Raw genomic sequence first — 22,102 nt, forward strand, 5'->3', positions numbered from 1 at the left:
ATCAGACCACCACGCCCGCGCCTTCGGTCGCAGGCCCAGCATTGGCGCGGAAGGCCGCGAACAGCTCGCGTCCCAGGCCCTCGTGGCTGCCTTTGGGGTCGAAGACGGCGGCATCGCGGGTGTCGAAATCGGCCTCCAGGCATTCCAGCGTGCCGTTCGCCGCATCCAGCCGCACCCGGTCGCCGTCGCGCAGCCGCGCCAGCGGGCCACCCATCGCCGCCTCGGGCGAGACGTGGATCGCGGCAGGCACCTTGCCCGACGCGCCCGACATGCGCCCGTCGGTGACCAGCGCGACCTTGAGGCCGCGGTCCTGCAGGACCGCCAGCGTCGGGGTCAGCGAATGCAGTTCCGGCATGCCGTTGGCGCGCGGCCCCTGAAAGCGGACGACGACGATCGTGTCCTCAGTGAACTCGCCGGCGCGGAAGGCGGTCTTGACCGATTCCTGGTCCTGGAACACGCGGGCGCGGGCCTCGATCAGGTGGCGTTCGGGGGCGACGGCGCTGATCTTGATGACGCCGCGGCCCAGGTTGCCCTGCAGCTGCTTCAGCCCGCCCGTGGCTGCGAACGGATCGCCGGCGGGGCGCAGGATGCGGTCGTTCAGCGTGGTGCGCGCGCCGTCCTCCCACCGGATGGTGTCGCCGTCCAGCTTGGGTTCGCGGACATAGCTGTCCAGCCCCGACCCGGTGATCGTCTTGACGTCCGGGTGCAGCAGGCCCGCCTCCAGCAGCTGCCCGATCATGTAGCCCAGGCCCCCCGCCGCGTGGAAATGGTTCACGTCGGCCAACCCGTTGGGATAGACCCGCGCCATCAGCGGCACATTCTCCGACAGGTCGTGGAAATCGGCGATGTCGATGATGACGCCCGCCGCCCGCGCCATGGCGGGCAGGTGCAGGACCAGGTTGGTGGACCCGCCCGTGGCCATCAGGCCGACGATGCCGTTCACGAAGGCGCGTTCGTCCAGCACCTGACCGGCGGGGGTGTATTCGTTGCCCAGATTGGTGATCTGCGCCGCGCGCTGGACCGCGGCCACGGTCAGCGCCTCGCGCAGCGGCGTGTTCGGGTTCACGAAGCTTGAGCCAGGCAGGTGCAGGCCCATGAACTCCATCAGCATCTGGTTGGTGTTCGCGGTGCCGTAGAAGGTGCAGGTGCCAGCCGAATGATAGCTGGCCATCTCGGCCTTCATCAGCTCGTCGCGGCCGACCTCTCCGGTGGCGAATTGCTGGCGGACCTTGGATTTCTCGTCATTGGGCAGGCCCGAGGGCATCGGACCCGCGGGGACGAAGACCGCCGGGATATGCCCGAAGGTCGCGGCCGAGATGATCAGCCCCGGCACGATCTTGTCGCAGACGCCCAGGTACAGTGCCGAATCAAAGCAGTCATGCGACAGGGCCACCCCGGCGGCCAGCGCGATCACGTCGCGCGAGAACAGCGACAGCTCCATCCCCGGGCGGCCTTGCGTCACGCCGTCGCACATGGCCGGGACGCCGCCCGCGACCTGCACCGTGGCCCCCGCCGCGCGGCCCGCGGCGCGGATCACGTCGGGATAGCGTTCAAAGGGCTGATGCGCCGACAGCATGTCGTTATAGGCCGTCACGATCCCGATATTGGGCTTTCGCGTCGTCGCCATGTCGACCTTGTCGTCCATCGCGGCATAGGCATGGGCCTGGTTGCCGCAGGACAGGTGCGCACGGGCCGGGCCGTCCTGCGCCGCACGGGCGATCTTGGCCAGGTAGGCGCTGCGGCTGTCATGGGACCGCTCGCGGATGCGGTCGGTGACGCGGTCGATCATGGCGTGAAGGGTCATGGGTGCCTCCTCTGGCTTTGCGGCACTATACGCCGTTAGCGTTAACGGTTCAACCATCGGCGGTGGCCAGCCTTGTGCGCGGGGGTGGGAAATGTCAGATCGACCGCAAAAGGAGTTTTGCCATGAGCGAACTGCACAGCGACGACCAGACCGCCGGCCATCCCAACGATCGCGCCGTGATCCGGTTGCGCCCGAAATCCAAGCCGCAGGCGATCCGCCATGGCTTCCCCTGGGTCTTTGCCGACGAGGCGGTACTGGACCGCCGCACCAAGGCGCTGCCCCCCGGCGGCCTGGCGGTGCTGGAGGATGCCGAGCGTCAGCCGCTGGCCCTGGTGACAGTGAACCCGGTCAGCAAGATCATCGCCCGCGTGATGGACACCGACCCGGGCGCGGTGATCGACGGCGCCTGGCTGCGCGCGCTCCTTACCCACGCCCTGCAGATGCGCCAGCGGATCTATGACGAGCCCTTCTATCGTCTGGTCCATGCCGAGGCCGACGGCCTGCCGGGCCTGGTCATCGACCGCTTCGGCGACGCGGCGGTGATCCAGCCCAACGCGGCCTGGGCCGACGGCATGGCCGAGGACATCGCCGATGCGCTGATCGAGGTCGCGGGCGTCTCCACGGTCGTCCTGAACGGGCAGGGGCGGTCGCGCGGCCTGGAGGGTCTGGCCGAGCGGCTGGAGGTCATCCGCGGCACGGCCCCATCCGGCCCGGTCCAGGTGCGCATGAACGACGCGACCTATCTGGCCGACCTTCTGGGCGGGCAGAAGACGGGCCTGTTCTTCGACCAGCGCCCGAACCATGCCTTTGCGCAGCGGCTGGTGGATGGCGGCTCGGTCCTGGACGTGTTCAGCCATGTGGGCGGCTTCGGCCTGGCGGCGCTGGCGGCGGGGGCCGACAGCGCGCTTTGCATCGACGGCAGCGCGCCCGCGCTGGAGCTGGCACGGGGCGGTGCAGCCGCCATGGGTGCCGCGGACCGGCTGGAGACGCAGCAGTCGGATGCCTTCGACGCGCTGGAGGCCCTGGCCGAACAGGGGCGGACCTTCGACGTGGTGGTCTGCGACCCGCCGGCCTTCGCGCCGTCGAAGCCCGCGCTGGAAAAGGGCCTGCGCGCCTATGAGCGGGTGGCCAAGATGGCCGCGCCGCTGGTCGCGCCGGGGGGCTATCTGGTCCTGTGCAGCTGTTCGCACGCGGCCGACCTGACCGCGTTCCGCAATGTCAGCGCGCGCGGCATCGGGCGCGGCGGGCGGCGTGGGGTGCTGATCCATACCGGTCAGGCCGGTCCCGACCATCCGACCCTGCCGCAGCTGGCCGAGACGGGCTATCTCAAGGCGCTGTTCTTCCGGCTGGACTGATGCGCGCCGTCCTGGACGCCAATGTGCTATTCCCCACCATCCTGCGCGAGATCCTGACCGATCTGGCGCAGGTGGGGCTTTACCACGCGCTTTGGTCGGACCGCATCCTGGAGGAATGGCACCGCGCCGCCGCCCGCATAGGCCCTGATGCCGAAAGCGTCGCGGGGGCCCAGATCGCGCTTCTGCGCCTGCGCTTTCCGCAGGCGGTTCAGCCCGATGACGGGCAGGCGGCGATCGATCTGGACTTTCCCGACCCTGCCGACCGCCATGTGGTCGAGGCTGCCCTGGCCGGGGACGCATCCTTGATCGTCACCGCGAACCTACGCGATTTCCCGCAACGGATGATGGCCGGGCTGGGCCTGCGCGCCATCCATCCCGATGCGTTTCTGCTGGACCTTGTGGCGCGCGACCGGCCCAAGGTCCTGTCCACGCTGCAGGCCGCCCGCGACCGTGCAGAGGCCGCCGGCGGTGCCATGAGCATGGCCGAGATGCTGAAGCGCTGCCGCCTTCCGCGGCTGGCGCGTGCAGTGAAAGGTTGAACGGCATTGCTGTTATCGCTAACAAGGGGTAAGGCGAACGCCACCCAACAGGAGGACAGCATGGTCTCTCGTGTCATTCCGGTCGATGACTTCGACCTCGTGATCTTTGGCGCCACGGGCGATCTGGCCCATCGCAAGATCCTGCCCGGTCTCTACCGGCGCTTCAAGGCGGGACAGTTCCCGGCCACCAGCCAGATCATCGGCGCCGCGCGCACCGACCAGGACGACGACGCCTTCCGCGCCGAGGCGTCCAAGGCCATCTGCGAATTCGCGGGCGCCAAGGCGGACGACCCGCAGCTGGCCGAGTTTCTGGGCTTGCTGGGCTATGTCTCCATCGATGCCAAGGGCGAGGGCGGCTGGCAGGCGCTGAAGGACCGGATGCGCAAGGGCGCGGTCCATGCGTTCTATTTCTCGGTCGCGCCGGCGCTGTTCGGCGACATCGCGGAGCGTCTGGCGGGCCACGGCATCGCCGATGACGACAGCCGCATCGTGGTCGAAAAGCCGTTCGGCCGCGACCTGGCCAGCGCCAAGGCGCTGAACGCCACGCTGGCGCAGCATTTCAACGAACAGCAGATCTATCGGATCGACCATTACCTGGGCAAGGAAACCGTCCAGAACCTGATGGCGGTGCGCTTCGCCAACGTGCTGTTCGAGCCGCTGTGGAATGCGCAGTATGTCGACCACGTCCAGATCACCGTGGCCGAGACCGTGGGCGTGGCCGGACGCGGCAGCTATTACGACAAGTCCGGCGCGATCCGGGACATGGTCCAGAACCACATGATGCAGCTTCTGTGCCTGATCGCGATGGAGCCGCCCTATCACTTCGACCCCGACGCCGTGCGCGACGAAAAGCTGAAGGTGATCCGCGCGCTGGAGCCGTTGGAGCCCGCCGACATCGTCCGCGGTCAGTATCAGGGCGAGGGCAGCGACTATCTGACCGACGCCGAGAACCCCGATTCGCGCACCGAAAGCTATGTCGCGATGAAGGTTCGGATTTCCAACTGGCGCTGGCAGGGCACACCCTTCTATCTGCGCACCGGAAAGAAGCTGCGCGCGCGGACCAGCGAGATCGCGATCACCTTCAAGGAACCGCCGCATTCGATCTTCGACGACAGCGGCCATCCCAAGGCCAACGAGCTGGTCATCCGCCTGCAGCCGAACGAGGGCATGAACCTCAAGGTGATGATCAAGGAGCCGGGGCCGGGCGGCATGCGCCTGGTGCAGGTGCCGCTGGACATGTCCTTTGCCGATGCCCTAGGGCCGGAGGGCGCGGACATGCCCGACGCCTACGAGCGGCTGATCATGGACGTGATCCGCGGCAACCAGACGCTGTTCATGCGCGGTGACGAGGTCGAGGCGGCCTGGGCCTGGACCGACCCGATCATCAAGTCCTGGGAGGAGGGCAAGCGCCGGCCCGAACCCTATGACAGCGGATCCTCGGGGCCCGAGGAGGCGTTGCGCCTGATGCACCGCGACAACCGTCGCTGGAGGGAGATCAGGGCATGAGCATGGATTTCAAGGAATACCCCGACCGCGAGATGCTGGCCCTGTCGGTCGCGGACCGCATCGCCTCGCAGCTGGCGCAGCATCTGCGTGGCAATGACCGCGCCACGCTGTGCGTGCCGGGCGGCACCTCTCCGGCGCCCGTGTTCGAGACGCTGTCGGGCACCGATCTGGACTGGTCCCGCGTCACCGTCGTCCTGGGCGACGAACGGTGGGTGGACGGCGATCACAAGCGGTCGAACTCTCGCCTGTTGCGGCGCCACCTGCTCAAGGACAAGGCGGCCGCGGCCGAGTATATCGACCTCTATACCGGCGACGCCTCGCCCGATCTGGCGACCGATGGCCTGGCAGAGCGGCTGGCGCCGACGCTGCCGTTGACGGTGGTGCTGCTGGGCATGGGCAACGACATGCACACCGCCAGCCTGTTCCCCGGCGCCGATCACCTGGAGGCCGCGATGGCCGCAGGCGCGCCTCCCGTCATGGCCATCCGCGCCGATGGCGCCGAGGAGCCGCGCATCACCCTGACGCGACCGGTTCTGGCCGACGCGCTGAACATCCACGTCCTGATCATGGGCCCCGAAAAGCGCGAAGCGCTGGAGCGCGCGCAGAAGTCGGACCCGATGCAGGCGCCGATCCGCGCCTTTCTTGACCAGGCCACCGTCCACTGGGCCGAATGAGGAACTGACATGACCGCACTTTGGAACCGCCTCAAGGATCATCGCAAGGCCCAGGGGTCGGGCCGGATCGAGGCGCTGTTCGACGCCGACCGCGCCGCCGATTACCGGGTGCAGGCGGACGGACTGACCTTCGACTATTCCAAGACGATGATCGACGCGGGCGCGCGCGATCTGCTGCTGGAACTGGCGGCCCCCGTGGCGGCCCGCCGCGACGCGATGTTCGCGGGCGAGAAGATCAACGAGACCGAAGGCCGCGCCGTCCTGCACACCGCGCTGCGCAACCTGCAGGGCAGCGTCACCGTCGACGGCCAGGACGTCATGCCCGCGGTGCGCGAGACGCATCAGCGCATGAGCCGCTTTGCGACCCAGGTCCGCGACGGCGGATTTGCGGGGCAGGGCGGTCGCATCACCGACGTGGTCAATATCGGCATCGGCGGGTCGGACCTTGGCCCGGCCATGGCGGTGCTGGCGCTGGCGCCCTATCACGACGGGCCGCGCACGCATTTCGTCAGCAACGTGGACGGTGCCGACATCGCCGACACGTTGAAGGGGCTGGACCCTGCGACCACGCTGGTGATCGTCGCCTCCAAGACCTTCACCACCATCGAGACGATGACCAATGCCCAGACTGCCCGCGACTGGATGGCCGCCTCGGTCACCGATCCGGGCGCGCAGTTCGTGGCCTTGTCCACTGCCGCCGCCAAGGCCGCCGATTTCGGCATCGCCGAAGACCGTGTCTTCGGCTTCGAGGATTGGGTCGGCGGGCGCTATTCCGTCTGGGGCCCGATCGGGCTGTCCCTGATGCTGGCCGTGGGGCCGCAGGCGTTCGACCAGTTCCTGGCCGGCGGCGCGGCGATGGACGCGCATTTCCGCACGGCCGAACCGGCGCAGAACCTGCCGGTGATGCTGGCCCTGACGGGCATCTGGCATCACCAGATCTGCGGTTATCCGACCCGCGCGGTGCTGCCCTATGACAACCGCCTGATGCGGCTGCCCGCCTATCTGCAGCAACTGGAGATGGAATCGAACGGCAAGCGCGTGGCGATGGATGGCAGCGATCTGGAGGTCGTGTCGGGCCCCGTCGTCTGGGGCGAACCCGGCACGAACGGCCAGCACGCCTTCTATCAGCTGATCCACCAAGGCACGATGCCAGTCCCCTGCGAGTTCATCCTGGCGGCGCGCGGGCACGAGCCGGACTTGGCGCATCACCACATCCTGCTGGCCGCGAACTGCCTGGCGCAGTCCGAGGCGCTGATGCGGGGACGGTCGCTGGACGAGGCGCGCGCCCTGATGCAGGCCAAGGGCCTTGAGGGCGCCGAACTGGACCGTCAGGCCCGCCATCGCGTGTTCCCCGGCAACCGGCCCTCGACCACGCTGCTGATGGAGCAGCTGACCCCGTTCGCCTTGGGCCAGATCGTCGCGCTGTACGAACAGCGCGTCTTTGTCGAGGGCGTGATCCTGGGCATCAACAGCTTTGATCAGTGGGGGGTCGAGCTGGGCAAGGAACTGGCCCTCAAGGTCGAACCGCTGCTGAAGGGAGAGGCCGCGCCCGGCCACGACCCCTCGACCGAGGCGCTGGCGGGGCTGATCCGGCAGATGCGCGGCTGACGCGCGCCCGAACCGTGGGACATCAAAGCCGCCCCGATCCGTCGGGGCGGCTTTTCCTTGGCGCCGCAAGCGGGTAGGGTCCGCCCGGCACAGCGAAAGGTCGGATCATGGCGTTCTTTACCAAACTGCGAGAGCGGCTGACGCGGTCCTCCTCCAAGATCGGGGCGGGGCTGGACGATATCGTCGGAGAGACCGCGACGGCTCCCGTCGCCCCCGCCGCGGCGCCCGAACCGTCGGGGCTGGTCGGGCGTCTGTTCGGCCGTGCCGAGGCGCAGGTCGAGGAGCCCCGCCGCGCCCTGGACGACGAGATGCTGGAGGAGCTGGAGGACATGCTGGTCCAGGCCGACCTGGGCGTCGAGACGGCCCTGCGCGTCACAGCCAACATCGCCGAGGGGCGCATGGGCCGGCGCATCTCCTCGACCGAGCTCAAACAGCTTCTGGCGACCGAGATCGGGCGCATCATGGCCCCGGTCGCGCGCCCCCTGCCGATCTATCCGAAAAAGCCGCAGGTTGTGCTAGTCGTAGGCGTCAACGGCGCGGGCAAGACGACCACCATCGGCAAGCTGGCCAGCCAGTTCCGCGCCGCGGGCAAGTCGGTGGTGATCGCCGCGGGCGACACGTTCCGCGCCGCGGCGGTCGAACAGCTGCAGGTCTGGGGCCAGCGGGCCGGCGTGCCGGTGATGGTCGCGCCGCAGGGCAGCGACCCGGCCAGCCTGGCATGGGACGCGATGGTCCGGGCCGAGGCCGATGGCGCCGACCTGCTGATGATCGACACCGCCGGCCGCCTGCAGAACCGCCAGGACCTGATGGAGGAGCTGGCCAAGATCGTCCGCGTGATCCGCAAGAAGGACCCCGACGCGCCGCACAACACCCTGCTGGTGCTGGACGCCACCACCGGCCAGAACGCCCTGAGCCAGGTCGAGACGTTTCGCAAGCTGGCCAATATCTCGGGGCTGGTGATGACCAAGCTGGACGGCACGGCGCGCGGCGGCGTGCTGGTGGCCTTGGCCGACCGCTTCGGCCTGCCGATCCACGCGATCGGCGTCGGCGAACAGATCGACGACCTGGACGCCTTCGATGCGGACGAATTCGCCCGCGCCCTGGTCGGTCTCTAGGCGTCCAGCAGCGCCTTGCGGTTGCGGTCGTGCCGCTGCACCAGGCGCCGGGCATGGCGACCCGACAGCAACGGCCGTGCGGGCGTCAGCGCGCGTCCCGCCGTCAGCTGCCTGATCCGCCGGGCGTTCTGCGCCCCAAGGGCGCGCAGGGCGACGGGACCGGGCAGCAGGCTTTCCGCCCATGCGCCCTCGGCCACCAGTACCTGATGATCGGCCAGCAGCACGTGCCAATAGGTGATGTCGCAACGCTCGCCCTGCACCGTGATGCCCGGAAGGCCCACCAGATGACGCGCCGCGACCAGAACCTCCGCCTCGCCGGTCATGCGCTCGGCGATGGGAGAGCGGATCAGCAGGCGGTGCTGGGGCGACACGACCAGATCGCGCCGGGGCTGGCCGGGGCCCAGGGCATGGGCCGCGATCCGGATCGGTCGCTGGTCGGGACGCTGGTCCAGATCGCGCGCCTGCATCCGGCGATGACCGATCCACAGGACCGGCTGATAGCCGTGGTCCATCGTCCGCAAAAGCGTGCCGGGACGCAGGTCCTGAACCCTGCACGGCCCGGATGCCGTCTGGATCAGCGTGTCCTGCGCGAAACAGGCCGACGCCGTGGGGGCAGGCCAGGGCTGGGCGTCGTCACCCGGCCCGAAGCTGCGAACGCCCGCATAGGTATAGCGCGCCCCGGGGTCGAAGACCGGCTCGATCCCGTTGTCATCGGGAATGGGGAAGATCAGAAGCGACTGGCGGGCCCCGAATTCGGTCCCGGCGCCATAATGCTCGTAGCTGCGCGGATACATGACGACATAGCTGTCTTTCGCATCAGAGGTGATGATCGAGGCGACGAAATTCGACATCTGCGTTCCCGCAGGGGTGATCTTTGCATTGTCCCCATGACCAAAGACCGCGTCATGGACCAGAAGCTGGTCCGTCTCATCGTATGTATAGGTGCCGCTGCGGAACGCGTCGTCGTCATCGCTGATCACGATCGTGCTGAGGACCGGGTCGTTCATCACGATCGGCGCGCCGTTCGACCACGGGGCGTCGGCCAGCAAGCCGATGCCGCCTGCCGGGATGACATTGCTGATCGTCAGGACCGTGATCGTGTGTTCCATGGAAAACCCTTGTGCTGCCGGTCGAACGAACCCGGCAGTCACATGTCACCGGGCAGTACCGGACCCTAGGGCGACAATGGTTAACGCTTGGTTAACCGATTTAGGAAAAGTTAACGTTTTCCGCAGGTCAGGCCGGGATCGACGCCGAGGTGCCGCGTTCGCGATAGGGCGTGCTGCCATATTGCGCACGATAGCATTTCGAGAAATGCGACGGGCTGGAAAACCCGGACGCCAGGGCGATCTCGATGATCGACATCTCGGTCTGCATCAGCAGGTTGCGGGCGCGGGAAAGCCGGGTTTCCATGTAGTACCGCTTGGGGCTGCGGTTCAGATAGCGGCGGAACAGGCGTTCCAGCTGCCGGGTGGACATGCCCGCATCCAGCGCCAGTTGGGCGGGGCTGACCGGGTCCTCCAGGTTCGCCTCCATCCGTGCGATGACGGCGGCTAGGCGCGGATGGCGCACGCCGATGCGGGTGGGGATCGACAGGCGCTGGCTGTCCTGGTCGGTTCGGATCGCGGTGTGCAGCATCTGGTCGGCCACGTCCGCGGCCAGCGCGTCCCCCTGCGCCAGCGCGATCAGGTGCAGCATCAGGTCGATCGAACTGGTCCCGCCCGCCGCGGTCAGCCGGTTGCCGTCATGGACGAAGACCGACCGGAACAGGTCGACCTCGGGGAAGGCCTCGGCCAGGCCGTCGTGGTTCTCCCAGTGGATGGTGGCCTTGCGGCCGTCCAGCAACCCGGCCTCGGCCAGGATCCAGGTGCCGGTGCAGACCGCCCCCATCGCCGCCCCGCCGCGCGCCTGCCGGCGCAGCCAGGCCAGCACCGGGCGCGTCGCCTCGCGCGCGATGTCGGTGCCGCCGCAGACGATCACGACCTCGTCCCGGCCGGGCGGGGGGGCGTCAAGGTCCAGCCCGCCGTCCAGCATCACCCGCGTCCCGTTCGAGCACGTCGCCACGTCGCCCCGCGGCCCGACCAGGCGCCAGTCGAACAGCGTCTGCCCCGACGCGCGGTTGGCCAGACGCAGGGGCTCGATCGCGGCCGTGAAGGGCAGCATGGTGAATCGATCCAGCAACAGGAAGGTGAAGCGTCGCGGTTTTTCGGATGGCATGGGGGCTATCTTTGCATGCGGTTGCGCCCCGCACCCAAACAGCCTTTTGACGCCACGGCAAGGGGGCTTTCCGGAGGGCCGCGGCAGACCCTTTTCCTGCCGACTGTTAGCGTTTATACCGACGCGACATTTTCAAGGAGCGCAGGACATGACGCAGCAGACCCGCAAGACCGCCACCCAGGATTGGGACAAGGCCGGCTGGCGCGCCTATCCGCGCGTCCAGATGCCCGACTATACCGATCCCGCCGCGCTGGCGGGGGTAGAGTCGCAGCTGCGCCGCTATCCCCCGCTGGTCTTTGCCGGAGAGGCGCGCCGCCTGCGCGCCCAGCTGGCGGATGCCGCCGCGGGCCGGGCCTTCCTGCTGCAGGGCGGTGACTGCGCCGAAAGCTTCAGCGAATTCAGCGCCGACAACCTGCGCGACACCTTCAAGGTGCTGCTGCAGATGGCCGTGGTGCTGACCTGGGGCGCGCAGATGCCCGTGATCAAGGTCGGGCGCATGGCGGGCCAGTTCGCCAAGCCGCGCAGCGCCCCGACCGAGGTGATGGACGGGGTGGAGCTGCCCAGCTATCGCGGCGACATCATCAACGGGTTCGATTTCACCCCCGAGGCCCGCATTCCCGACCCGACGCGGATGCTGGCGGCCTATACCCAGGCGGCGGCGTCGCTGAACCTGCTGCGCGCCTTCTCGACCGGCGGTTTCGCGGACATGCACCGCGTGCAAAGCTGGATCGCCGACTTCGTGGGCGGCCCCGAGGCCGCGCGGTACCGCGACATCGCCGGCCGCATCGGCGACGCGATGGCCTTCATGCAGGCGGCGGGCGTCAATTCCGACACCGCACATCAGCTGTCCAAGGTCGATTTCTACACCAGCCACGAGGCGCTGCTGCTGGAGTACGAGGAGGCCCTGGCCCGCATCGACAGCACCACCGGCCTGCCGGTGGCGGGGTCGGGCCACATGATCTGGATCGGCGACCGCACCCGTCAGCCCGATGGCGCGCATGTCGAGTTCTGCCGCGGCGTGCAGAACCCGATCGGCCTGAAATGCGGCCCGACGACCACGGCGGACAACCTCAAGGTGCTGATGGCCAAGCTGAACCCCGCCAACGAGGCCGGGCGCCTGACGCTTATTGCACGCTTTGGTGCGGGCAAGGTGGGCGACCACCTGCCGCGCCTGATCCGCGCGGTGCAGGACGAGGGCGCGAACGTCGTCTGGTCCTGCGATCCGATGCACGGCAACGTCATCAAGTCGTCGACCGGCTACAAGACGCGCGCCTTCGATTCGATCCTGCGCGAGGTCCGCGAATTCTTCGGCGTCCACAAGGCCGAGGGCACGATCCCCGGCGGCGTGCATTTCGAGATGACCGGCAAGGACGTGACCGAATGCACCGGCGGCGTGCGCGCCGTCACGGACGAGGATCTGTCGGACCGCTATCACACTGCCTGCGATCCGCGCCTGAACGCCAGTCAGTCGCTGGAGCTGGCCTTCCTGGTCGCCGAGGAACTGCGCGCCCGGCGCGAGGACGCCGCGCCCGTGCGGACCGCCGCCAACATCTGATCACGACAGGGCCCCGCCGATGCGGGGCCTTTTCATTTCCAGCGGCGGTGGACCCAGAACCACTGGTCCATGTGGCGCCGCACCAGCATCTCCAGATCGTCGTTCAGCGCCTGCATCATCGCGCGGGAATCGCCATGCGCGATGGGCGCGCCGACATGGACCTTGAAGGACAGCCCGTCCGGCTGGCGGATGCCGCAGATCGGTACCAGCAGCGCGTCATAGCGGCGGGCCAGGTCCGCCGGCGTCAGCACCGTCCGCGTGGGCAGGTCGAAGAACCGCAGCTCCGCCCCCTCGCGGTCGAACTGATCGAAACCCAGGGCCAGCCAGCCGCCACCCTTGAGAAACCGCAGCATCGCCGCCAATCCGGCCCGGCCGCGCGGGAACAGCGGCTCGGCGATGGCGGTGATGGCGGGGACGTAATGGCGGTTGAACGCCTCGTTGTTCATGGGCCGGTACAGGGCACCGACCGGCCAACCGCGCGCGGCCAGCGCGGCCCGCATCGCGTCGTAATTGCCGAAATGCGCGCAGGCCAGGATCACCGGGCGATGGCTGTCCAGCGCCTCCTCCAGCGCGCCAAGGCCGGGGCCCTGCAGCGGATCGGCCGTGCGGATGCGGTCCGTGAACTCGTCGGCGGAATAGATCTCGGCCACCGACCGGCCGGCATTGTCGGGAACGGCGCGCACCAGCGCCTCGATCTCTGCCGGGGACAGGTCGGGGCGGGCCAGCGCCAGGTTGTCGCGGATGCGCCTGCGCCAGCCGGCGATGGGCGCGATCATATGCGAAAACACCCAGCCCATCGCCGGGATGCGGCGCGAATAGGGCAGCAGGCGTGCCAGCCCCATGATTGCCACGAACGCGCCGTTGGCCAGCCGGTCGGTTATCGTGGATCGGTCATCGCGCATCACGCCCCCTTGGCGGCCCGCGCCTCGCGCGACCAGACATACAGCCCCGCGGCCACGATAATGACCGCGCCGGTGACGGTCCAGACATCCGGAAGCTGCCCGAAGAAGACGAACCCCCACAGCCCGGCCCAGATCAGCCCCGTATAGCCGAAGGGCGCCAGCGTCCCCGCCTCGGCCGCGCTGAACGCCTTGACCAGCAGGTACTGGCTGACCGTGCCGAACACTGCCAGCGCGGCGAATGCCCACAGGTCGCCCGCGGCGATCGGCTGCCAGAACATCGGCACCACGATGCTGGAGGCGATGGTGCCGACGACGGCCGACCACAGTACCGAGGTCGCCACCGAATCGGTCCGCACGACGCGCGTCAGCAACGCCCCCGCGGCATAGGTGAAGGCCCCGGCCAGTGGCAGCAGCGCCGCAGGCTGGAATACGCCCAGTCCGGGACGGATGATCAGCAGCGCGCCGACCAGTGCCACCGCGATCCCCGCCAGCCGTCGTGGGCCGACCTTCTCACCCAGGAACAGGGCACCCCCAAGCGTGATCAGGACCGGGTTCAGGTCCATGATCGCCGTCGCCTCGGCCAACCCGATGTATTGCAGCGAGGTGAAGAACAGCCCGACCGAACCAAGCTGCATCATCGCCCGCGCGAACTGCATGCTCGGCTGGCGCGTGCGCAGCAAAGGCAGCATGGCCCCGCGAAAGATCAGCGCAAAGATCAGCAGGTTTCCGATGAACCGCGCCCAGATGACCTGCGCCGGATGATAGGTCAGCGTCAGGTGCTTGGCTGTCGCATCCATCAGCGTAAAACCCAGGATCGCCGCCAGCAGCAGCGCGATGCCCCGTGCCTGGTCCGATCCGGGCCGCCGCAATCCATCCCGCTCCCGACCCATCAGCGCGAATGCGCGCGCCAGGACGCGCATCAGAAGGCGCGGTCATGGGCGTCTGGGCAACGAAGACGCAGTTTCTCCTTTGCCCAAATACCCATCGCGACGGTCGGTCCGGGTATCACAGCAGCGCTTTCGCGCGCTCTGCGACAGCCTCGGCGGTGATGCCGAACTCCTTGTACAACTCGGGTGCAGGACCCGAGGCGCCGAACCCCTCCATGCCGACGAAGGCAGAGCGGTCCTCCTGGCCGCGCTCTCCCAGCAGCAGCCAGTCCCAAGGCTGGCGCACCGCGGCTTCGATCGCGATGCGCACGGTGTTCGCAGGCAGCACCTCGGCGCGATAGTCGCGCGGCTGGTCGCGGAACAGCTCCATCGAGGGGACGGACACGACGCGGGTCGGAATGCCCTGACCCTCCAGCGCATCGCGCGCGGCGACCGCGATCTCGACCTCCGATCCGGTGGCCATCAGTACGACCTTGGGCGTGGCCGAGGCCTCGCGCAGGACATAGGCGCCCTTGGCGGTCAGGTTCTCTCCGGTCTCCTGGCGCAGCAGCGGCAGGTTCTGACGCGACAGGGCCAGGACCGACGGCGTCGCGTCCTGCGACAGGGCGATCTCCCAGGCTTCGGCAGTCTCGGTCTGATCGCAGGGGCGGAAGGTCAGCGTGTTGGGCGTGGCGCGGCAGATCGCCAGGTGCTCGACCGGCTGGTGGGTCGGGCCGTCCTCGCCCAGGCCGATGCTGTCATGGGTCATCACATAGACGACCGGCAGGCCCATCAGCGCCGACAGGCGCATCGCCCCGCGCGCATAGTCTGTGAAGGTCAGGAACGTCCCGCCATAGGGGCGGAACCCACCATGCAACCAGATGCCGTTCATCGCCGCCGCCATGCCATGTTCGCGGATGCCGTAATGCAGATAGCGGCCCATGCGGTTTTCGGCGCTGAAGACGCCTTGGCCGCCGGTCTTGGTGTTGTTCGATCCGGTCAGGTCGGCCGATCCGCCGAAATTCTCGGGCATTTCGGCATTCAGCACCTCCAGCACGTTCTCGGAGGCCTTGCGGGTGGCGACCTTGGGCTTGGCCTCCAGCGTCTGGACTTTGAAGGCGTCGATGATCGCGTTGAGGCGCGGATGGACCTCGTTGCCGATGCGGCGGGCAAAGTCGTTGCGCGCCTCGTCGGACAGCCCGTCCACGCGGTCGTTCCACGCCGCGCGCTGCGCCGCACCGCGCTGGCCGATGGCCCGCCAGTCCGCGACGATCTGGTTGGGCAGGTGGAAGGGCTCATGGCTCCAGCCATAGGCCGCGCGGGTGGCCGCGATCTCGTCCGCGCCAAGCGGAGAGCCGTGGGCCTTGCTGCTGTCGGCCTTGTTCGGAGCGCCAAAGCCGATGATCGTCTTGCAGTCGACCAGCGTCGGGCGGCCGTCATCCTGCGCGGCTTGGCTCAGCGCGCGGTCGATGTCGGCGGCGTCATGCCCGTCGCAGGACAGGACGCGCCAGCCGGCGGCGGCAAAGCGGGCATGCTGGTCGGTCGCGTCCGACAGGCTGACGCGGCCATCGATGGTGATGTCGTTGTTGTCCCACAGCACGATCAGGCGGCCCAGTTTCTGGTGGCCGGCCAGGGCGATGGCCTCGTGGCTGATGCCCTCCATCAGGCAGCCGTCGCCGGCGATGACCCAGGTGCGGTGGTCGCACAGATCGGCCCCGAACTCGGCGCGCATCGCCTCCTCGGCGATGGCAAAGCCCACGGCGGTGGCGATGCCCTGGCCCAGGGGGCCGGTGGTCGTCTCGACCCCCTCGACATGGCCGTATTCCGGATGGCCCGCGGTGATCGCGCCCAGCTGGCGAAAGTTGCGTACCTGGTCCAGCGTCATCTGCTCATAGCCGGTCAGATGCAGCAGGCTGTAGATCAGCATGGACCCGTGGCCCGCCGACAGGATGAACCGGTCGCGGTCGAACCAGTGCGGCGCGCTGGCGTCGAACTTCAGGTGGTTGCGGAACAGGACGGTGGCCACGTCCGCCATGCCCATCGGCATGCCGGGATGGCCGGAATTGGCAGCCTCGACCGCGTCCATGGACAGTACGCGGATCGCGCTGGCCAGGTTCCAATGGGCGGGGTCTGCGGTGCGGCGGGCGGCGATGTCCATGGGATGTTCCTTGCGGCACGTGGGGTTGGCGCGTTGTTATGGGTTGGCACAGGCGGTTGCAAGCCGCCCCCTGTCAGCCGTCGGTGGCCGTGGGCAGGGGGCGGATTCGCAACCGGGTGATGCGGTTCTCGCGCCGCGTGACGACCTCGAAGCGATAGCCCGCGAAACTGAACACCTGTCCCTGCTCGGGGATCGACTGCGCCATGTGGATCACCAGGCCCGCGATGGTGTTGGCCTCGTCGTCGGGCAGGGTCCAGTCCAGCTGGCGGTTCAGGTCTCGGATGGTCATGCCGCCCTCGACAAGGTAATCGCCCTGGGCGTTGGGCTTGAGGGTCTGATCCTCCTCGGTGTCGTGCTCGTCGGCGATCTCTCCGACGATCTCCTCGATGATGTCCTCCAGCGTGATCAGGCCGCGCAGCGATCCGTATTCGTCCACGACCAGCGCGAAATGCGTGCGCCGCTTCAGGAACTCGCGCATCTGTTCGTCCAGGACGCTGGTCTCGGGGACGAAATAGGGGGGCATCATCACCGCGGCCAGATCGAACCGCCGCGCGGCGCTGGCATCGCCCGCATCGCCCACGGCCCGGTTCACCGCGCGCAGCAGGTCCTTGGCGTGGATCACGCCCACGATGTTCTCGCGCTCCTCGCGATAGACGGGCAGGCGGGTGTGCGGACTGGCCAGGACCAGTTCCAGGATCTTCTCGGGCGGCAGGTCGCCGTCGATCATCTGGATCTCCGAGCGGTGGCGCATGATCTCCTCGACCGTGCGGTTGCCCAGGTCCAGCGCACCCAGCAGGCGGTCGCGGTCCTCCTTGTTCACCGCGCCCTGGGCGTGGCCTAGGGACAGTGCTCCCTCGATCTCCTCCTCCAGGGAAAACATGTGCTTGCCGGGATCGGTCTTCAGGCCGGCCACCGACAGCATGCCCCCCACGATCAGGCGCACGACGCTGACGATCGGGGACAGGATGACAGTTAGGATGCCGATGGGACGTGCCACCAGGCTTGCCACCTTTTCAGGGGCAGAGATGGCATAGGTCTTCGGCATCACCTCGGAGAAGATCAGCACAAGCACGGTCATCACCAGCGTGGCGATCGCCACGCCGCCCGCGCCCAGCAGGCGCGTGAACAGCGCGGTCGCAAGGCTTGCGGCCAGGATGTTGACGACGTTGTTGCCCAACAGGATCGCCCCGATCAGCTTCTCGCTGTCGGCGGTGACGCGGACGGCGGCTTCGGCGCCGCTGTCGCCCCGGTCGGCGCGGGCCCGCAGCTTGGCCTTGCTGGATGCGGTCAGCGCGGTCTCGGACCCTGAAAAGAAGGCCGACAGCATCAGGCAGATCAGGATCGCCGCGATGGTGACGACGGCCGCAAAGTCGAGCGCAGAGGTAAGTTGGTCCATGAGGTCCCGGTCAGTTGGTGTTGGCGGCATCGTCAGGCGACACGCCGCGCGCCAGAGGGTGGTGGTTCAGAACCAGATCGCGCATGCGATGGTTCAGCACATGAGTATAGATTTCCGTCGTGCCCAGATCGGCATGGCCCAGCAGCATCTGGATGCTGCGCAGGTCGGCGCCGCCTTCCAGCAGGTGGGTGGCAAAGGCGTGGCGGATCACGTGCGGCGTCACGCGCGCGGGATCAATGCCTGCCGCCACCGCCATCTGGCCCAGCAAGCGCGAAAAGCTCTGCCGCGGCAGGTGGCCCGCCGCACCCGGTGCGGGAAACAGCCAGCGCGCGCCGCGCCCCGCCAGCAGGCGGTACAGCGGGCTGCCCTGGGGGGCGTTGTCGCGGATCTCCAGCCAGTCGCGCAGGGCGGTCCGGGCGGCCTGGCCAAGGGGGACCATCCGGTCCTTGCCGCCCTTGCCGCGGATCACCAGGACCGCCGGATCGCCCCGGCACCCGGCCACCGGCAGGCTGACCAGTTCGGTGACGCGCATGCCGGTCGCGTACAGCAGCTCGATCAGGCACATGTTGCGCGTGCGGTCGATCCGGCCCCGGCCGATGCCGGGGGCTGCGTCCAGCAGCGCCTGGATCTCGGCCCGGTCCAGCGTGCGCGGGACGCGCTTGGCGCGGCCGGGACCCGCGATGCGGATCGCGGGGTCGTCCTCGCGCCAGCCCTCCTCCAGCGCAAAGCGGGTGAACTGGCGGATGGCCGAAAGGCGGCGGGCGCGGGTGGCCCGCGACAGGCCCTGCGCGTCGCAATGAGACAGGTAATCCTCGACCTGCTCGCGCGTCAGCCCGGCCAGCGACAGCGCCCGCGCGCCGAGCCAGTCCGACAGGTCGCGCAGGTCGCGGCCATAGGCCAGCAGCGTGTTCCGCGCGGCCCCGGCCTCGGCGGCCTGGGCGTCCAGAAAGGCGCCGATGGCGTTGTGGTCGGCGCTCATTGCGGGGCCTGCATCTGCGGCAGAAGGGTGATCTGCGCCTCGGCGCGGTCGGCATCGGGGTCCAGGCCCAGGGCGCGCAGCGTGGCTACGCCACGCCCGGCGCGGGCCAGATCGCCCTCCAGCGCCGCGTCGATATCGGCCATCGCGGTCAGCAGCGCCTCTCCGCGACGGGTGTCGGGGGGCGTGGCGGGGGGTGCGGCCATCTCGGGCGCGGGATCGGGGATCACGCTGTCGGGCAGGCCCATCCAGGCGCGCATCAGGTCGCCCACCTCGGCGGCGCGGGGATCGGTGATGCCGGTGGGCAGGTCGGCCGCGACCATCGCCGCCAGCAGGTCGGCCATCCCGGCCGCGCGGAATTCGTCGAAGGCGCGGGGCAGGGCCTGCGCCAGATCGCCGCCCGCCAGCGCGGCCTCCAGCGTGCGCATGACGCCGGCGCGTTCCCAGACCCCGCCCGATGCCGCGGGCCGCTGTTCGCCATAGATCTGGCGCAGGGTCGCGGCGGGCAGGGCGCCGGTGCGCGCCAGACGCTCGGCCGCCTCAAGCCGGGCCTTGAAGCCGCTGTTCAGGCGCAGGTCGGATTGCGCGAAGGCCACCGGCAGGGGCTGCGTTGGCAGGGGCTGTCCCACGGCCTCGTGGATGCGGAATTCCAGCGGGGTCATGCGGTCGGCGGGGGCCAGCAGCTCTGCCGTGTCGACGAAGGCGTCGTCCAGGAAATGCGTCAGCAGGATCGCCTGGCGTTCGTCGATCAGGCCAAGCGCCTCGGCCCCGTGCAGGCCGATCGCCGCCGCCGCCCAATCCCCGGTCTGCGCCAGGCAAAAGATGCGTGCCGCAAAGCTGGGCGCGATGCCGGGGGTGCCGTTCATGATCGCGCAGGCGCGGCCTTCGTCGCCCTCCAGCAGGGCGATGTCGAACATGCGGCGAAAGATCTCGGGCTGGCCGGGGCCGGCGGCGACCAGCAGCGACTGCGCCTCGTCCAGCGCGCCCATGTCCAGCAGGCGGTCGGCGCGCGACAGGAACAGCTGCCCCCGCATCCCTTCTGGCGCGGCCGGGGGGGCCAACTGCGCGGTCAGCACGCGCTTCAGCAACGCCTGCATTGATTGCAGGCGGGCGGGCGTGGCCAGCACCATCTGCGACAGCTGCGCGGGGTCGCTGCCCGCCCACAGGTCGGCCGGCAGCCCGGCGCGGCGGGGGCTTTGCGTGCCGGTGTGGTCTGGGTTGCCCTGGTCCAGGCGGGTGACCTGCACCGGACCCACGGCGCCGCTGGTGGCCACCGGCTGCGGTCTGGCGCTTGGGCGGGGCGGTGGGGCGTCGCCGGGCCGCCAAGCCGAGCTTTCGCGCATCGGGCCGCGGACGCTGCCCGACAGCCAGTCGCTGGCCGACAGGGGTTGCTGCTGCGCCATGGCAAGGCTGGGCAGCAGCGCCAGGACCAGTGCGCAAAGGGTGGCTCTGTCAGTCACCGGCAGCCTCGGCCGGCTGTTCGGCCGCGGGGGTGTCCAGCTGCAGGGGGGTGCTGACCTCTTGGCGGGTCGGGGCCATGTCGCCGAAATAGGCATAGCCCGCGAGGCCGATCAGGCCCGCCAGAATCAGCACCACCAGCAGTTTCAACATCCGCATTGCATTCGCCTTTGCTCGACCGTGTTTTCTGTGTTCTTGCACCGGTCTTGGGCCGGCTCGGGGCGAATATATATGGCAATTTCCGAAAGATCACGTCATTCAGTCACCCGATTGACGGGGGGCCGGATGACACAGGTGCTGACGCGCCATATCGTGCTGATCGGAATGATGGGCGCGGGCAAGACCGCCATCGGGTCGGAACTGGCCCGCAGACTGCGCGTGCCGTTCACCGATTCCGACGCCGAGATCGAGGCCGCGGCGGCCATGTCCATCAGCGAGATCTTCGCCCGCGACGGCGAGGCCTTCTTTCGCGCGCGGGAGGCGCAGGTGCTGTCGCGCCTGCTGGCGGGGGCGCCGGGCGTCGTCTCGACCGGGGGCGGCGCGTGGATGCGCCCCGAGAACCGGCAGATCATCGGGGAACGGGGCCTGTCCGTCTGGCTGAACTGCTCGCCCGAGACGCTGTGGGCGCGCGTGCGCCAGCGCCCGACGCGCCCCCTGCTGCAGACCGCCGACCCAAAGGGCACGCTGCTGCGCCTGCTGGCGGAACGCAGCCCCGTCTATGCGCTGGCGGACCTGGAATTCGTGTCCCGCGCCGGCGACACGATCGAGGCGACCGCGACCCGCCTGATCGCCGAACTGACCGCCGCCCATCCCACCCTGACCCAGGAGAAGCCATGACCGATCCCGTCACCGTTCCCGTGCCCCTTGGAGCGCGCGCCTATGACGTGCGCATCGGGCAGGGCCTGCTGGGTCGCGCGGGCGCCGAGATCGCCCCGCTGCTGTCGCGGCCGCGCGTGGCGATCGTCACCGACGCAACGGTGGCAGGGCTGCATCTGGCACCGCTGCAGGCCGCGCTGCGCGACGCGGGGATCGCCAGCGAGGCGCTGGTCCTGCCGGCCGGGGAGGGGACGAAAAGTTGGTCGCATCTGACGGCCTGCGTCGACTGGCTGCTGGACCAGCAGGTCGAGCGGCGCGACGTCGTCATGGCGCTTGGCGGCGGGGTGATCGGTGACCTGGTGGGTTTTGCGGCGGCGATCCTGCGGCGCGGGGTGCGGTTCGTGCAGCTGCCCACAACGCTGTTGGCGCAGGTCGACAGCAGCGTGGGCGGCAAGACCGGGATCAACAGTGCGCATGGCAAGAACCTGGTCGGCGCGTTCCACCAGCCCTCGCTGGTCCTGGCCGATATCGACGTGCTGGACACGCTGCGCCCGCGCGATTTCCTGTCGGGCTATGGCGAGGTCGCCAAGTACGGTCTGCTGGGAGATGCGGATTTCTTCGCCTGGCTGGAGGAGAACGGCCCCGATCTGGCGCGGAATGCGGGCCTGCGCCAGCAGGCGGTCGCGCATTCGGTGGCCATGAAGGCGGGCATCGTCACCCGTGACGAGACCGAACAGGGCGAACGTGCGCTGCTGAACCTGGGCCACACCTTCGGTCATGCGCTGGAGGCGGCGACCGGGTATTCGGACCGGCTGCTGCATGGCGAGGGCGTGGCCATCGGCTGTGCGCTGGCCTTCGATCTGTCGGCGCGGATGGGGTTGTGTTCGCAGGAGGCGCCGAGCCGCGTCCTGGCGCATCTGCGCCAGATGGGCATGCCCGCACGGCTGTCCGAGATCCCCGGCGCCCTGCCAGACGACGGGGGCCTGATCGCGCTGATGGGGCAGGACAAGAAGGTCGTGGACGGCCAGCTGCGTTTCGTGCTGGCCCGCGGGATCGGCGAGGCCTTCGTCAGCGACGCGGTCAAAGTTAACATGCTGGCACGCGTCCTGCACGACGCGCGCTAGGCGTCCGTCCCGGCCCGCGAAGCCGTGACAGCC

General features: G+C 69.0%; 19 protein-coding genes. 9 read left to right on the top strand and 10 right to left on the bottom strand.

Annotated features, from left to right (window positions below; genetic code table 11):
* Nucleotide 1 precedes the first annotated feature (1 nt).
* Complete coding sequence (gene edd, locus PRL19_RS11325; protein WP_273743037.1) at nt 2-1,804, bottom strand: phosphogluconate dehydratase; 1,803 nt, start codon at nt 1,802-1,804, stop codon at nt 2-4.
* 122 nt (nt 1,805-1,926) lie between these two features.
* Here edd and PRL19_RS11330 point away from each other — a divergent pair, with 122 nt between their 5' ends.
* The 6 genes from PRL19_RS11330 to ftsY all read left to right on the top strand — a co-directional run bounded on the left by PRL19_RS11330 (nt 1,927) and on the right by ftsY (nt 8,601).
* Complete coding sequence (locus PRL19_RS11330) at nt 1,927-3,159, top strand: RSP_2647 family RNA methyltransferase (RefSeq protein ID WP_273743038.1); 1,233 nt, start codon at nt 1,927-1,929, stop codon at nt 3,157-3,159.
* Entirely contained in the window at nt 3,159-3,698 is a 540-nt protein-coding gene (locus tag PRL19_RS11335) for an RSP_2648 family PIN domain-containing protein (RefSeq protein ID WP_273743039.1), read from the top strand. The genes PRL19_RS11330 and PRL19_RS11335 overlap by 1 nt, the downstream gene beginning before the upstream one ends.
* Nucleotides 3,699-3,758: 60 nt before the next feature.
* Entirely contained in the window at nt 3,759-5,204 is a 1,446-nt protein-coding gene (gene zwf, locus PRL19_RS11340; RefSeq protein WP_273743040.1) for a glucose-6-phosphate dehydrogenase, read from the top strand.
* Nucleotides 5,205-5,206: 2 nt separating this feature from the next.
* Nucleotides 5,207-5,878, top strand: coding sequence for a 6-phosphogluconolactonase (pgl, locus tag PRL19_RS11345; RefSeq protein WP_273744502.1), 672 nt, complete (start codon nt 5,207-5,209; stop codon nt 5,876-5,878).
* Between the two features lie 9 nt (nt 5,879-5,887).
* Nucleotides 5,888-7,486 (top strand): glucose-6-phosphate isomerase, encoded by a 1,599-nt coding sequence (pgi, locus tag PRL19_RS11350; RefSeq protein ID WP_273743041.1) that lies wholly within the window; start codon nt 5,888-5,890, stop codon nt 7,484-7,486.
* Nucleotides 7,487-7,593: 107 nt separating this feature from the next.
* On the top strand, nt 7,594-8,601 hold the full coding sequence (gene ftsY, locus PRL19_RS11355) for a signal recognition particle-docking protein FtsY (RefSeq protein ID WP_139597430.1): 1,008 nt from the start codon (nt 7,594-7,596) through the stop codon (nt 8,599-8,601).
* Here the strand turns inward: ftsY and PRL19_RS11360 are convergent.
* Together PRL19_RS11360 and PRL19_RS11365 are read right to left on the bottom strand one after the other, a co-directional pair.
* Complete coding sequence (locus PRL19_RS11360; RefSeq protein ID WP_273743042.1) at nt 8,598-9,710, bottom strand: Hint domain-containing protein; 1,113 nt, start codon at nt 9,708-9,710, stop codon at nt 8,598-8,600. The genes ftsY and PRL19_RS11360 overlap by 4 nt on opposite strands.
* Before the next feature lie 127 nt (nt 9,711-9,837).
* On the bottom strand, nt 9,838-10,818 hold the full coding sequence (locus PRL19_RS11365; protein ID WP_045999452.1) for a GlxA family transcriptional regulator: 981 nt from the start codon (nt 10,816-10,818) through the stop codon (nt 9,838-9,840).
* A gap of 148 nt (nt 10,819-10,966) precedes the next feature.
* Here PRL19_RS11365 and PRL19_RS11370 point away from each other — a divergent pair, with 148 nt between their 5' ends.
* Entirely contained in the window at nt 10,967-12,373 is a 1,407-nt protein-coding gene (locus PRL19_RS11370; RefSeq protein WP_273743043.1) for a class II 3-deoxy-7-phosphoheptulonate synthase, read from the top strand.
* A 32-nt stretch (nt 12,374-12,405) separates the two neighbouring features.
* On the opposite strand, the gene PRL19_RS11375 is transcribed toward PRL19_RS11370, so the two are convergent.
* From PRL19_RS11375 to PRL19_RS11405, 7 genes are all read right to left on the bottom strand, one after another.
* Nucleotides 12,406-13,275: a lysophospholipid acyltransferase family protein gene (locus tag PRL19_RS11375; protein WP_252928712.1), complete on the bottom strand. Its 870-nt coding sequence runs from the start codon at nt 13,273-13,275 to the stop codon at nt 12,406-12,408.
* Nucleotides 13,275-14,195 (bottom strand): DMT family transporter, encoded by a 921-nt coding sequence (locus PRL19_RS11380; RefSeq protein WP_273743044.1) that lies wholly within the window; start codon nt 14,193-14,195, stop codon nt 13,275-13,277. The genes PRL19_RS11375 and PRL19_RS11380 overlap by 1 nt, the downstream gene beginning before the upstream one ends.
* 85 nt (nt 14,196-14,280) lie before the next feature.
* A complete protein-coding gene (gene tkt, locus PRL19_RS11385) occupies nt 14,281-16,299 on the bottom strand; it encodes a transketolase (RefSeq protein WP_273743045.1) in 2,019 nt (672 codons plus the stop codon).
* 73 nt (nt 16,300-16,372) lie between these two features.
* A complete protein-coding gene (locus PRL19_RS11390; RefSeq protein ID WP_045999448.1) occupies nt 16,373-17,695 on the bottom strand; it encodes an HlyC/CorC family transporter in 1,323 nt (440 codons plus the stop codon).
* A 10-nt stretch (nt 17,696-17,705) separates the two neighbouring features.
* Nucleotides 17,706-18,674, bottom strand: a complete 969-nt coding sequence (locus PRL19_RS11395) for a tyrosine recombinase (RefSeq protein WP_273743046.1) — start codon at nt 18,672-18,674, stop codon at nt 17,706-17,708.
* On the bottom strand, nt 18,671-20,131 hold the full coding sequence (locus PRL19_RS11400; protein ID WP_273743047.1) for a hypothetical protein: 1,461 nt from the start codon (nt 20,129-20,131) through the stop codon (nt 18,671-18,673). The genes PRL19_RS11395 and PRL19_RS11400 overlap by 4 nt, the downstream gene beginning before the upstream one ends.
* Nucleotides 20,124-20,288 (bottom strand): hypothetical protein, encoded by a 165-nt coding sequence (locus tag PRL19_RS11405; RefSeq protein ID WP_273743048.1) that lies wholly within the window; start codon nt 20,286-20,288, stop codon nt 20,124-20,126. The genes PRL19_RS11400 and PRL19_RS11405 overlap by 8 nt, the downstream gene beginning before the upstream one ends.
* 126 nt (nt 20,289-20,414) lie before the next feature.
* On the opposite strand from PRL19_RS11405, the gene PRL19_RS11410 reads away from it, so the two are divergent.
* Nucleotides 20,415-20,966: a shikimate kinase gene (locus PRL19_RS11410; protein WP_240542382.1), complete on the top strand. Its 552-nt coding sequence runs from the start codon at nt 20,415-20,417 to the stop codon at nt 20,964-20,966.
* Nucleotides 20,963-22,069 (top strand): 3-dehydroquinate synthase, encoded by a 1,107-nt coding sequence (aroB, locus tag PRL19_RS11415; protein ID WP_273743049.1) that lies wholly within the window; start codon nt 20,963-20,965, stop codon nt 22,067-22,069. Before PRL19_RS11410 ends, aroB begins: the two co-directional genes overlap by 4 nt.
* The last annotated feature ends 33 nt before the right edge of the window (nt 22,070-22,102 follow it).

The organism is Paracoccus marcusii, assembly GCF_028621715.1.
Lineage (GTDB): Bacteria > Pseudomonadota > Alphaproteobacteria > Rhodobacterales > Rhodobacteraceae > Paracoccus > Paracoccus marcusii.